A 13,308-nucleotide genomic window follows, 5' to 3' on the forward strand; every position below is an offset into this window, starting at 1 on the left:
AATCATGGTTCAGCAATTAAATGCGGTAGTCGGTCAACGTGGCCGTTTAACTGCCAAAGAAGTTGTACTGTCATTACCGCTTTCAGGTCTGACTTTAGTCAATGACGGTGATGTGGTTGTCCGCACGACTGATGGCAAATCTGTAACGGCTGTGGCAGGTGCTACACCTACACGTTTTGGTGTGGTGGTACGCCACGGCGTTGGTAAGACAGGCAAAACGGCGGCTGGTAAAGAAGCCTATAAAGCGGCTGATATGTTGCCTGTGATGTTTGAAGGTGCAATTTGGGTCAAGCCTACAGCGCCAATCACTGACATTACTGCTGCGGTATACGTAAAAACTGCAAACGGTACCACAGCAGTGCCGTTGGGTTCTTTGTCGAGCTCAGCAACTGACGGAACAGTATTACCAGGTGCAGCATGGGAAACCGTGACAGGTGCCGATGGTTTAGCCCTTCTTAATCTTCGTGGAGCTTAATAACACATGAGCAAATTAGCAAAAATGAAAGCGCGTTTAACGCCGATTTCACATGCCATTCAGGCACAAGTTGGCGATGCGTTCAACATGGATGCATTGGCACAGCTCTTCGTAAAGATCGAAGAACAAAACGAAATTACACCACAGCTTGCACAGGTCCTTGACTACGCCAAGTTCATCCCAGTGACCAATGTAAATGCGGTTTATGGTGGTGGTGAAATCCTGTCTCGTAAAAAAGGTGTGGGTATTGGTGAAGACTATGCTGGTACCGGTGATGATATTCCACTTGCAGAAGTTGAATACGACACCGTGAGCCTGCCGGTGAAAGTGGGTGTGATTGGCTACCAATATTCAGTCGTTGAATTGGCGACTGCACAGCAAATGAACCTCACGCTTGAAGCGGATAAAGTTCAGGCTGCAAACTTGGCGGCTGAAAAGCACATGTCGAATGTGGCTTGGTACGGTTACACCAAAGCGAATGCCAGTGGACAGCTTGAAAAAGTGAATGGCTTCTTAAACCAAACAGGTGTGACCATCGTGACAGGTCAGCATGATTGGGCTACGGCGACCATTGAAGAGGTTTTATCCGACTTCAATAACTCATTGGCTGATTCGTCAGATTTGTTTGATGGTGATTCTTCAATTGAGCCTGACACTTACTTAATGGCATCAGCGCAGTACACTCACTTATCGACACGTGTCGTGCCAGATTCAGGTGGTAAAACATTTCTGAAGTACATTGAAGAAAACAATATCTTCTCAACTCAAGGCAAACCATTAGCCATCCGTGGATCTGGCCGTGGTAATGGTAAGGGTACCGCAAGTGCTGACCGTTCGATCATCTATCGCCGTGATCCATCATGTATCCAGTTCAAAGGCAACAGCGTTGAGTTCTTGACGGCGCAACCGAAAGGCCTGGATGTACTTGTGCCAGGCCACTACAAATACCAAGGTGTTTGGCTGAAGCGTGTTGATTCACTTCGTTACCTTGACCATGCATAAGGATTAAAACCTCATGGCTAAATATTCATACACATACAGCGGCTCTAATGCCGCTTTTGTTTTTGCAGGCCTGGTGACTTTACCTAAAGGTATCGCCGTAGTAGTTGAAGCCAATCACCACAAAGCACTTCAAAAGAATAAGTTTGCCAAGCATCTAATTGATGCAGGTGAACTGGCTGTCGAAGAAGTTGCAGAAGTGGGTGATTCAAAACCTGCTTCGGGTCGTGGTAAAGGTGCTCAATCAGGTAAAACTGATGAAGGTAAAGGCAAGGATGAATCCAAAACTGCTGAGCTCACGATTGATGATGTGCGTAAAGCGCTGACTGATCTTGAAATCACCTTTGCTGAAGATGAAACCCTTGAGCAGCTGCAAGAAAAACTTGCTCAAGCCACTGAATAAGGTGAGCTATGGACCCACAAGCTTTTAAGTTGAAGTTTAAGTACGACACGGCGCTGATGAATCTACCCGATGCAGAAATTGCAGACGCATTAGAGGAAGCGGATCTCGTTGTGAAGTCACTTGAATTTGGTGATCTGAAAGAACGTGCTGTGGGTCTATATGCAGCACATATTCTCAAGGTTGCACTCAAATCAAAGTCAGGTAACAGCTTTTCAGATGCGTCGAGTATGACCATTGCAGGTCAGAGCGTGAGCTTTTCGCGTTCTGGTACCGATGCGTTTTACAACCAAAGCATTTATGGTCAGCGTTACTTGGCATTAAAAAATTCAATTCCAATTGGCAATGATGGTACCAATCTCAATCGTTTGGGTGTTGGTGCTTTCGTTGTTTAGGAGCAAGGCATGTCATTTAAGTATAAAGCGCCTGAAAATTTTAAAGCGACTTCGCTTGAAATTGCAGGTACCACATACAAGGTTAAAGACGGTGTGATCGAGTCGGATAACGACATTGCACACATCTTGGCACCACATGGTTTTACACGTGCGGTACCTGAAACCAAAGCAGAACCTAAAAAGGAAACTGCTGCAAAGTAGGTGATGTATGAGTGATTACCGTGTTGATGCTGATGTTGATTTTAACGAGGTCAATGAACGTGTACGTGCTGAAATACGGCGCACGGTAAATGCACTCACACTTAAACTTCAGCGCACCATTCAAGAAGACATGCTGACAGGTCAGCGTTTGAATGTGCAGTCTGGGCGTTTAAGAGGATCCGTTTCATCTAAAGTGGAAGAGGATAAGGACTGGATCGAGGGCACAGTCGGTGCAGGTGGTGCTTTGGTACCGTATGCCTTTGCGCATGAATTTGGGCTTAAAGGTGCGATGGCCATTAAGGCGCATCTTCGGATGATCAAGAAAGTCTTTGGTCAGCCGATCACACCACGTCAAATCATGATTAAAGCCCATTCACGTAAAGTGGATATGAAAGAGCGCCGTTTTATGCGTGATTCATTGGATGAAGTGGCGAAGATTGTGCCGAAGAATATTGATGCTGCAATTGAAAGGGGATTAAGCAGTGAATAGTGAAGCCATTTACCAGGCATTGTTTAATCGCTTGTCAGGCATCGAGGGGATTAAAACCACAAGTCGCCGTTTAAAGCATTTCAATCATGTTGCACCTGAAGAGCGTCCAGCATTATTCGTGACGCAAGGTAATCAAACTGAAGTGCCTGTGAAAGGCTTGGATGCCAAAGTTGAACTTGAAGCGGAAGTGTATATCTACATTCATGAAGATGATCCAACGATACCGCCGTCGGTACAGCTGAATCAGATGATTGATCAAGTACGTGCCAAACTTGTACCGGACAATCCTGATATATGTGAATACCAAACCTTAGGGGGATTGGTCGAGCATTGCTGGATCGAGGGTACGATCGAAGTTTTTGAAGCAGTTGAAAACATGCTCGATGACCAAGGGATTGCCATTATTCCGATTCGAATCCTCACCACCACCTAAAGCAATTCATAAACTCCATGACCGCCAATACGGCGGTTTTCTCATTTTTAAGAGGTCGATATGGCTCAATATTTATTTGGTGCCGGTAAAATCTTTGCCACACCATTACAGGATGTGCACGGTAATCCAATCACCAATGGCACACCCGTTGAAGTGGGCGTACTGCAGTCAACGTCAGTTGATATCAGCTATGACTTAAAAGAACTCTATGGCCGTGGTCAGTTCGCCGTGGATGCCGCACGCGGTAAAGGTTCGATTAAGTGTAAAGCAACCATGGGTCGCATCAACGGCGCATTGCTGAATTCTATTTTCTTTGGTGGCGTGGTCACTGAAGGTGGTATTACTGCAGTCGCACAAACCATCAATGGTGAAGTCGTTGCAGCCTCAGTAACACCAGTCGTTCCGAACAGCGGCACATTCGTGAAAGATTTAGGCGTGACTGATGCAAAAGCGATTCCATTAAAGCGTGTAGCGAGTGCACCAGTTGCAGGTCAGTACAGTGTGTCTGAAGCAGGTGTTTATACCTTCGCAACTGCTGATGTAGGTAAAACGGTATTTATCAGCTTTAAATACACAGCGACGGTGGCAGGTGCCAAGTCAGGTGTCGTAAGCAACTTGGATATGGGCTATACACCTGAATTCAGTGTTGATCTATTCCGTGACTACAAGGGCAAGTTCTTTGGCATGGAGTTCTTCCGCTGTGTTAGCAATAAATTGGCATTCAGTTCAAAACAGGATGATTACGATCTACCTGAGTTTGAATTCCAGCCAATGGCCGATGATTTAGGCCGTGTCTTCAAATGGACTACTTCGGAGTAATACCAGATGCAATTTAACCAGGTCGAAAACCCACGTGGTAACCCGCTTAAAATTAATGGCCAGATTTGGATTTTTGCGCCGTTGTCCTTAGGTGCTGCTGAAAAGCTGATGCCAAAGCTTAAAACTTTTGATCCAAGTGACTTTGCTTTAGTGGCAGATGTTGCACATAGCTCATTGAAGCGTAACTATCCTGAAATTACCCGTGAATACATTGCTGATGAACTGCTTGATATTGGCCACGTGAACGCCGTATTTGAGACGGTCATGGGGGCTTCTGGTCTGGTTTATACAGGTGAAGACGAGCAGGCAACTGATTCGGGGGAATAGACTGGGAGGAGCTGTACACGCATTTGGTGCTAACTCTAGGCAAGGATTACGACTATGTGCGTAATGAATTGGATTTCCCAAGAGTCAAAGCATTGAATGCGTATCACAAGCAGTGTCCTCCCAGCCATGTTGGCATTCAGCGTCTGTGTCGGATCCTTGAGGCATTTATGGGGATTGATGACAGTACAGGTTCAGATGATCCGCAAACCGATGATGAAGATGATTTGTTTGCGGATCTGCAGAACTTTCCTCAGGGTGGTTAAGGCTGCCCTGATTGATTTATATACTTGAGTTGGTTAAAGTTTGTGTGACTTATATAACAATCAACTGAGTTTTTATGAAAAATATTTTAATGGCAGGGGTAATTAGTCTTTTTTTAGTTGGATGTAGCAATCCAAAATCAGCTCAAATTCCTACAGATCCTGAAAAATGGGAAGAGCTAAAACCACAAATTGAAAAACTAAATGAAGAAGATAAAAAATTGCTTACTCAGTTCTTGATGCGTAAGGGAATGGGTGCAGCTTTTGGTGGAGATGGTATCGAACCTGGAACCACAGTTGGTGATGCTATTAAAGAACAACAAAAATGGCTTGAAGACAAAGATGCTAAGGAAAAAGCTCAGGCTGAATTAAAAGCAAAGATTGAAGCTGAAAATGCAGCTGTCAAAAAACAAATGGATGGAATTCTTACAGCAGCAATTGTTTCCAAGTCTGGGCATGCTCGTTATGAATATATTGATAAAATTACTGATATCGAATTCCAACTAGCTTTTGAAAATCATAGTGATAAAGATATTGCAGGATTTAAAGGGATAATATCTTTTAAAGATATGTTTGGTGACCCTATTAAAAATTTAACTCTTTCATACGATGATGGTGTTAAAGCGAAATCAATTGCCAAGTATGAAGGAAGTACGGACTATAACGAATTCATGGCAGAAGATACCAAGCTATTGAATACGGATTTAGATAAAATTAAATTTGAGTTTAAACCATCAGTTATAATGTTCACAGATGGAACTAAAATTGAATTAAAGCATTCAGAGCAAGATTAATTTCTATTTTTTAATTTACAAATTTTATTATCTGGAATAACCATGAAAAAAGTATTAGGGATAAGTTTCATTGCCTGTGCATTAACGGCTTGTGGTGGCGGTAGTGATGGTGATTCATACCATGGTGTAGACGATGGGGGAAAGGATCCAGTAGTTAATGCTGAAACTTTAGGGGTGTATACAGGTACTACAAACCAAGGTCAGGATGTAGTTGGATTGGTTGATAAAAATAAAAAGTTTTGGTTTTTATATACACCACCCTATAGAAGTGGTGTAACCGGATTTATTACTGGTAATTTTACGGTTTCAGGAAATACTGTGAAAGCAACTAATGGTAAAGATTTCTATTTTGGTGGCTCTACTATATATGACACAACCCTAAATGGAACAGTGGATGCTAAGAAAAGTTTAAATGGGACGATATCTTATTCGTCATCTAGCCAAGTTTCTTTTAATACGGTTTATGATGCCCAGGCAAATAATACGAATGCGGATCTTTCTACTATTGCGGGAACCTATAGCGGTACATCGGCTATTGTGCAAGGCATTGAAGGTGCAGGTTTAACAATCTCAAATACTGGAGCTGTTTCGGGAACTGGTCAAAGTGGTTGTAATTATTCTGGTAGTGCTGTTGCTGTACCTGATGCGCCTTATTATTCAATCAATTTAGTTTTTGGTGGTTCACCTTGCTATTTAGTTAGACAAGAAGTTAAAGGTGTAGCTTATTATGATTTAGCAAACAAGACATTGTATGCAGTAGCTGAAACAAGCAGTCGACAGAATGCTGTTTTATATTTGGGTGTTAAACGCTAAGCATATCCATCAATTTCAAACCGCCTCACGGCGGTTTTTTTATGCCTGAGAGAAAGGAATTATGAGCAACAATCGAGTGGAAGTGCACGTTGGTGCGAAGACTTCCGAACTTAAGAAAGGCATGAATGATGCTGAAAAGATCGTTAGCGACGGTGCCAAACGGATTGAGGATACAGGGAATAAAGTAAAATTTAAGCTGGATTTCTCAAGCATTAAAACTGGTTTGGATGACATATCCAAGAATATCAACAATAGGTTTGAGGATATTGGCAAATCAATTTCAGGAAATCTGACTAAAAGTTTTGCCGCGATCGGTGTTGGTATAGCGGCTTCTGTTGGGACAGCAGTTATTGGATTGGCGTCATTAACGTCTGAAGTTGGTCGAGCATCTAAAGAATTGGAAATTCAAGCACGCTTGGCTAATACAACCACAAAAGAATTCCAAGAGTGGGCATTTGCCTCTAAATCAGTCATGGTTGAACAGGACAAACTATCTGACATCATGAAAGATGTGAATGATAAGTTTGGTGACTTCATGCAAACTGGTGGTGGAGAAATGGCTGATTTCTTCGAAAAAATTGCACCAAAAGTGGGGGTGACTGCCAAAGAGTTCCAAGGTCTTACTGGTCCACAAATTCTTGAAAAGTATTATCAAACGTTAGAGAAAGCGAACGTATCCCAAGCTGAGATGACTTTTTACATGGAGTCAATCGCTAATGATGCAACACTATTGGCACCATTGCTTGAGAATAACGCTGAGAAGTTGAAACAATATTCAAATCAAGCGCATGAGCTTGGCTTGATTATGGATCAGGATGCAATTGCGAAGACTAAGGAATTCAATAATGCGTTAAGTACAATTCAGCAAACTATAGACGGCGTATTCACAAGACTGGCTGCTCAAGCAGCACCAGCACTAACAAATCTAGCAAATGATTTCCTTGGTTTTGCATCAAGATCCAGAGAGGGTATTGATAGTGCAGTCACGGCGATAATCACAACATTCGAAAGCCTTCTTGATATTGTTCAAAGTCTATTTAGTACGATCAGTGGGATTTGGAGTGATTTAACAGCTGATATTGGTGATGGAGCGATTCAACAAGTAGGGTTTATGGATCTAGTCGCTGGTGCGATGAATGGATTCGCAGCTGTGGCAGTTGGTCTGAAAGTTAGTATTGAAATTGCTTTTGCTGCTATTCGTGCGGTCGTTGCTACAGTGTGCCAAGCAATTAATATTTCAATGAACACTGTAATGAATGTATTTGGAGGATTCCGAGATACGATTCAATACGGTCTTGATGTCTTGTCCATCAAGTTTCAGACCTTTGGCAATGTTGTCAGCAATGTTTTGAACTTTAACTTCTCAGCTGCCAAAGCATCATGGGAAAGTGGTTTATCACAATTAGGTTCAATTACTGATCGCTATACAGGTCAGATGCAGTCACGTCTAAACAACCTAAAAACAAGTTGGAATGCTGGTGTAAGCAACACAGCTAATGCTTGGGGTACAGCAGGTTCAGCTATTGTCAATTCTGCAACAACAGGTGGGCAAAGACTTCAAAATCTGTTCTTAAAAAATCCTACTGTAGTTGGTTCTGCACCACCGCCTACACCATCACCGACATTTAACCCGGGTAAAGGTATTGGCACAGGGGTCAAAGACTCTAAAGGAAGTTCGGCAAAAGCTAAATCTGATGCTGATGAAAAAGCAAAGGAAAGAGCTGCTGAGCAAGCTGCTAAAGCACTTGCTGATATCCGATACAAGTTTGCGACAGAGGAAGAAAAGATTGCTCTAGATCTTAAGAAAGCTTTGTCTGATATCGAGAAATCAAAAGTCACAGATGCTGAGAAAGTAAAATTTAGAATTGTCGCTGAAAAAGAGGCAAGCGATAAAACAATTGCTTTGCGTGTTAAGGAATTTGAGGATATTAAAAAACTCAAAGAGCAACTCATTGAAAATGATCTACTCATTGCGCAGCGTTCCTATGAAATAGATAAAGCTAATATCCAAGCTGAATTTGATGCTAAAAAGATTTCAAATGTTCAAAAAGCACGGCTTGAAAAAGAGTTAGAAGACAAATTGCGTGAAATTAAACGCAGAGGGCTTGAGGATCGACTTGCACTTGAAAACCAAATGTCTGGTATCTCAGGGAAACAAGGCAATCAGAATCAGATTATGAACAATATTTCTGATTTGGATACTGATCAAAAGGTTTCCGATACTAAGCAAGTAGGAGTTCTTTCAGATGCTCAAATGAAAGACTTTGAAGATAAGTTTGGTGGTTTGACGTCACGTATGTCTGGACTATGGGACAAAGGCATTCAGTCTATGATGAATGGTACCTTGACGTGGAAAAACGCCATGAATGCCATTTTCACAGAACTGGCTGGGGCATTCATTCAAAGCATGATCAGTGAACCATTAAAGAAATACGTAGCCAGCCTAGCTACTCGTATGGCCATTAAGCTAGGTTTTATCAAAACTGAAACTGCTGCTGAAGTTGCAGGTCAAACTGCCCAAACTGGTGCTGTCGTGGCTGGTGAGAGTATGAAGACAGCGGCAACAGCTACCGGTGTGTTTACACGTCTGGGCATCAAACTGATGGGTACCATTAAGTCAATCATGATGTCTGCGTGGGAAGCCATGGCCGCAGCCTGGGCAGCTTTATCAGCTATTCCTATCGTTGGTCCTGCATTGGGTGTGGCAGCAGGTATTGCTGCTTTTGCCGGTGTATCTGCAATCGTGGGTAAAGTAGCATCTGCTCGAGGAGGTTACGATATTCCTGCTGGCGTAAATCCAATGACTCAATTGCATGAAGAGGAAATGGTCTTGCCTAAACAGCATGCTAATACGATTCGTGCGTTAGGGAAGTCATTGACATCTGATGGCGGATTCAGCACGCCTCAAGCTCCTAGTCAGCAAACAACGAATCATTTCACTGTTCAAGCTTTTGATTCGCGTGATGTTAAACGTTTCTTTGAAAAGCATGGTCGTGAATTAGCGAGTGGATTGAAAGGCCATCGTCGTAATTTCGGTACCTAAGGAGGTTATTTGTGTCAGACGTATTATTTCCTGAATTGCCAGGTCTTGAATGGGAGTTATCAAAGACTCCCATTTTTAATACCAAAATTATGACTTCAGCGAACGGTAGGGAGCTTCGAGCAAGTTACCAGGCCGTTCCAAAATATGGAATATCAATGTCATTTGCTTTTTTACGTGAATCAAAAGGAAAGAATGAACTACAGCAGCTCGAAAGTTTCTTTTTAGAGCGCCGTGGTGCTTTTGATTCCTTTCTTTTCAAAATGCCTGAGGATTGCGATTACACGTGTTCTTATAGTGGTGATGGTAGTACGACAAGTTTCCAGTTGTATAAGCAGATGCATACATCCGTGATTCCTTTGGCTCATACAAAGGCTGAGACAACTTTTCAAGTTGATCCAACGTTTTGGAATGAAAACGACAATCAGCAATTTTGGAGTGATAACGACGATGATCTGTTCTGGGATGACACAACAGCTCAAGTCACCAAGTCAGGCATGGTCACGCTTTCAAAACCATTGGAACAGGGCATTAAATTTGAAGTAAAGGGTACGTATTACTACCGTTGCCGATTTGCCGATGATGAACAGCAATACACCAATTTCATGAGCAAATTATGGAAAGCCAACAAGGTCGATATGATCGGTTCATTAGGAAATAAAGTATGAGAGCAGCTTCTCCAAGATTAATTGCATTGCTTGATGCTGATCAGTTTGTGATGGCAGATCTCTATACCATTACAACGGTACAGGGCGATGTTTTTCGATACACGAATTATGACTTTGACCTGGTGGTTGCAGGTCAGGTTTATAGCTCAGAAGGTCCAATCATCAGCCGTGATGGAATCAGTCTTTCACTCGGCATTGAAGTCGATAATTTATCGATCAATATTGATTGCATTGACGATAATAAATGGAACGGCATCAACGTTGTTCAGGCATTCCATAATGGCCAATTAGATGGTGCTCGATTTAAGTTGGAGCGCATATTTATGGACATGAATACACCAACGGATACCAGTGCCGGGGCCATCAAGCTTTTTGAAGGTCGAATCATTGAGCCTGACTTAGATCGTAATTCAATTCAAGCCAGTGTCGCGTCAGATCTGGACGAATTGAACGTGCAAATGCCAAGAAACCTATATCAGCCAAGCTGTACCAATACGTTATTTGACAGTGCATGCGGTCTATTGCGTCAAAACTTTATGGTGCAAACAACGATTGAATCGGGCAGTACTGCAGCACGAATTTTATGCCAGGTGAATCAGCCTCAAGGTTGGTTTACTCAGGGTGTAATTGAGTTCTTGGACGGTGGCAATGCTGGTCTGAAACGGACCATTCGCATGCATGAATCGGGTGCTTTGTTATTGACTTTGCCATTGCTGGAAGCACCGCAGGCGGGACAGCGCATTAAAGTTTATCCGGGATGTGATAAGCGATTAGAAACCTGTCAAAACCGTTTTAACAATTTTGCTCGTTTCCGTGGTGCACCATTTATACCTGTACCTGAAACAGCCGTTTAACTAAATTTGTATTAATCCATACCCAGCCATTGAGCTGGGTTTTTTTATGGGGTAGAGATTATGCCAATTCCATCACCAGCCGATTTTCGCAATAAATCGAAAAAGCATTCTGAAGTGCGTGAAATGCTTGCTGAAATGGCAGGAAGTGTTGCTTCGTCAGAATATTTGAATCAGCTAAGCTCACTTACTAAAAACAGTACTGTTCTTTATCCATTTTCTACTTTAAAGCGAAATAATATTGAACAAAGCAATGTTTCCGCATCACATGAAAGCTACTTAAAACCATATATTCTAAGCATATCTGTCAATGGTGCAGATCCATCAAAGTATTATCGTATCCAACAGATTAGTAATCCAAATCATGCCACATTAGCAAATCGTTGGGTTTTTGAGGTTTTAAATCGAACTAGTTTTGACACTGCTGAAACGTCTGAGAAAACAATTTCAGTAGTATTTCCGATTGTGAAAAATACGGGGATTCAAACTTTCAGTGTTGTTGATGGTGATGTCACTATCATTGTGACAGTTGACACAAACAAACTACCAAATAGTGATTTTTATTCTTTCACATCTGACAATAGCTCATACACTTATATTATTGACCCAAGCTGCTATATTTTCTCAGCCGTTAAAAAATCAGATATAGATAATTATAGTTCACTTACTAAAAATAGCACTGTACTTTATCCGTTTTCGTCATTGAAGCGAAATAATATTGAGCAAAGTAATGTCACTGAAATGCATGAAAACTATTTAAAGCCATACATTTTAAATGTAAGCGTCACTGGTGCAGATCCATCAAAGTATTATCGTATCCAACAGATTAGCAATCCAAATCACGCCACTACGCCTAATCGCTGGGTTATAGGCATACTTAATCGCGATAGATTTGATACGCAAGAAACATTCGAAAGGGATATTCGTGTTGTATTTCCGATTGTACCGAACACTGGGATTAAAACCTTCATAGTCCGAGATGGCGATCTAGTATTTTCGATTACAGTTGATACCAATAAAACTCCGACGGGCGATCTATATTCTGAGCTACCTAACAACAGCTCTTATACATATATTATTGACCCGAGTCTTTACTCCTATCCTTCTGTATCTACTCAACAAGTTAATGAAACCGTAGAGCAGGCCGTAGAGAAAATTGCAGAGAGTCTAAAAGAGCCACAGCAACTATCTAATTTATTAAGAGATCTGCGCAACCCAATTCAGTCGGTTCAAATAAAACTGATAGGTGATTCGATTACATACGGAATGGGGGCAACTGGTAACGGCGGCGGCACAGGCGCTGGGGAGAGCGCTACTCACGGTCCAGCAACAACTAAATCATGGGCTAACTTGCTCCGTAATTATCTCGGAACCGCATTTTGTACAAGCGCCCGTATCGGTGATGATACGATTGCCTTAGATGGTGAGGCTTACTACCTTGCTGACGGAAAAAGTGTTATTGCTTCAGAGTTGCATAACTACACTTTCAAAAGTAACAGTGGCAAAGTTTATTCGTTAGAAGAAATGGATGCTTTGGTCGGAATTTTGGCATCATCGCCCGAGGGTAGTTTTGTTGACCTACATAGTCCGCTAAATACTGCAGACATACCAAACGAAATGGAATTCGATTTCAATGGAACTGAGTTCACAATTAATCATGCGAAGTTTAGTCACGGAAGCCCTACAGAGTCGATGATTGATGTTTATGTAGATGATGTACTGCATACAAGTTTTAGTGTATATAACGAATCCGCAGCCTTTGGTTTTTCCACTCTTATTTCAGGGTTGGCTGAAGGTTCAAAAAAAATCCGAATTTCAAATAATGTGCAGAACAAGTTTGTATACCTGAGAATTGTTTCAATAACAGCATCGCGTAAGGTTACAGTGATCAATAAAGCGATTTCGGGGACGAATACAAACACATGGATTGTAGGGAATTTAATTTCAGAGCGCGTCAGTATTGCTGACAATTATGTGTTCATGATGTTGGGTACGAATGACAGACATAACACAAAAAAGATAGGTTCCTTCAAGGAGCAGTATTTAACATTAATTGATCAAATTGAACTTGCGTCCCCTAAAGGGCAATTGATTATTATGTCCCCACCTGCTGTAACGCAAAGTGAAGATCCTTCAACTGGGCGTTTATTTAGGATCGCGGACTTGAGTTATGCGCTTGGCGGTATATCAAAACTCAAGAACCTGTCACACATCAACCTCTTTGAGGAAACATCGAAACTAAAGGCCAAGGGTATGCTTTTTTTAAGTGACACCCTGCATCCAAACGATGATGGATATGAGGTAATTGCGGACCATATTATTAATCAAATTCTGAGTGCCTAA

16 protein-coding genes are annotated in these 13,308 nt (G+C 41.9%); all 16 read left to right on the plus strand.

Going from position 1 to position 13,308, the window contains the following annotated elements:
• Positions 1-4: 4 nt before the first annotated feature.
• The 16 genes from VXQ11_RS02395 to VXQ11_RS02470 all read left to right on the plus strand — a co-directional run bounded on the left by VXQ11_RS02395 (position 5) and on the right by VXQ11_RS02470 (position 13,308).
• Positions 5-475, plus strand: coding sequence for a hypothetical protein (locus VXQ11_RS02395; RefSeq protein ID WP_416705315.1), 471 nt, complete (start codon positions 5-7; stop codon positions 473-475).
• A 6-nt stretch (positions 476-481) separates the two neighbouring features.
• Positions 482-1,477 carry a DUF2184 domain-containing protein gene (locus tag VXQ11_RS02400; RefSeq protein ID WP_100357077.1) on the plus strand — a complete coding sequence of 332 codons (996 nt, stop codon included), beginning with the start codon at positions 482-484 and terminating at the stop codon, positions 1,475-1,477.
• Between the two features lie 13 nt (positions 1,478-1,490).
• Entirely contained in the window at positions 1,491-1,877 is a 387-nt protein-coding gene (locus VXQ11_RS02405) for a hypothetical protein (protein WP_416705316.1), read from the plus strand.
• 8 nt (positions 1,878-1,885) lie between these two features.
• Positions 1,886-2,269 (plus strand): DUF4054 domain-containing protein, encoded by a 384-nt coding sequence (locus tag VXQ11_RS02410; RefSeq protein ID WP_416705317.1) that lies wholly within the window; start codon positions 1,886-1,888, stop codon positions 2,267-2,269.
• Positions 2,270-2,278: 9 nt separating this feature from the next.
• Positions 2,279-2,470 (plus strand): hypothetical protein, encoded by a 192-nt coding sequence (locus VXQ11_RS02415; RefSeq protein WP_416705318.1) that lies wholly within the window; start codon positions 2,279-2,281, stop codon positions 2,468-2,470.
• A gap of 7 nt (positions 2,471-2,477) precedes the next feature.
• Positions 2,478-2,960: a hypothetical protein gene (locus VXQ11_RS02420; RefSeq protein ID WP_138742964.1), complete on the plus strand. Its 483-nt coding sequence runs from the start codon at positions 2,478-2,480 to the stop codon at positions 2,958-2,960.
• Positions 2,953-3,393 carry a hypothetical protein gene (locus VXQ11_RS02425; protein WP_416705319.1) on the plus strand — a complete coding sequence of 147 codons (441 nt, stop codon included), beginning with the start codon at positions 2,953-2,955 and terminating at the stop codon, positions 3,391-3,393. Before VXQ11_RS02420 ends, VXQ11_RS02425 begins: the two co-directional genes overlap by 8 nt.
• A gap of 60 nt (positions 3,394-3,453) precedes the next feature.
• A complete protein-coding gene (locus tag VXQ11_RS02430; protein ID WP_034581961.1) occupies positions 3,454-4,212 on the plus strand; it encodes a hypothetical protein in 759 nt (252 codons plus the stop codon).
• Between the two features lie 6 nt (positions 4,213-4,218).
• Positions 4,219-4,539 (plus strand): hypothetical protein, encoded by a 321-nt coding sequence (locus VXQ11_RS02435; RefSeq protein ID WP_104498830.1) that lies wholly within the window; start codon positions 4,219-4,221, stop codon positions 4,537-4,539.
• A 26-nt stretch (positions 4,540-4,565) separates the two neighbouring features.
• Positions 4,566-4,802: a hypothetical protein gene (locus VXQ11_RS02440; RefSeq protein WP_168387090.1), complete on the plus strand. Its 237-nt coding sequence runs from the start codon at positions 4,566-4,568 to the stop codon at positions 4,800-4,802.
• Positions 4,803-4,876: 74 nt separating this feature from the next.
• The gene (locus VXQ11_RS02445; RefSeq protein ID WP_077670459.1) at positions 4,877-5,593 is read left to right on the plus strand and encodes a hypothetical protein; all 717 of its coding nucleotides are present in this window, start codon (positions 4,877-4,879) and stop codon (positions 5,591-5,593) included.
• A 42-nt stretch (positions 5,594-5,635) separates the two neighbouring features.
• Positions 5,636-6,406: a hypothetical protein gene (locus tag VXQ11_RS02450; RefSeq protein WP_416705320.1), complete on the plus strand. Its 771-nt coding sequence runs from the start codon at positions 5,636-5,638 to the stop codon at positions 6,404-6,406.
• Positions 6,407-6,467: 61 nt separating this feature from the next.
• The gene (locus VXQ11_RS02455; protein WP_416705321.1) at positions 6,468-9,449 is read left to right on the plus strand and encodes a phage tail protein; all 2,982 of its coding nucleotides are present in this window, start codon (positions 6,468-6,470) and stop codon (positions 9,447-9,449) included.
• An 11-nt stretch (positions 9,450-9,460) separates the two neighbouring features.
• Positions 9,461-10,114: a DUF2460 domain-containing protein gene (locus VXQ11_RS02460; RefSeq protein ID WP_416705322.1), complete on the plus strand. Its 654-nt coding sequence runs from the start codon at positions 9,461-9,463 to the stop codon at positions 10,112-10,114.
• Positions 10,111-10,968, plus strand: a complete 858-nt coding sequence (locus VXQ11_RS02465) for a DUF2163 domain-containing protein (RefSeq protein WP_416705323.1) — start codon at positions 10,111-10,113, stop codon at positions 10,966-10,968. Before VXQ11_RS02460 ends, VXQ11_RS02465 begins: the two co-directional genes overlap by 4 nt.
• A gap of 60 nt (positions 10,969-11,028) precedes the next feature.
• Positions 11,029-13,308, plus strand: coding sequence for an SGNH/GDSL hydrolase family protein (locus VXQ11_RS02470; RefSeq protein WP_416705324.1), 2,280 nt, complete (start codon positions 11,029-11,031; stop codon positions 13,306-13,308).

Source organism: Acinetobacter sp. 197, assembly GCF_048148385.1.
Classification (GTDB): domain Bacteria; phylum Pseudomonadota; class Gammaproteobacteria; order Pseudomonadales; family Moraxellaceae; genus Acinetobacter; species Acinetobacter pecorum.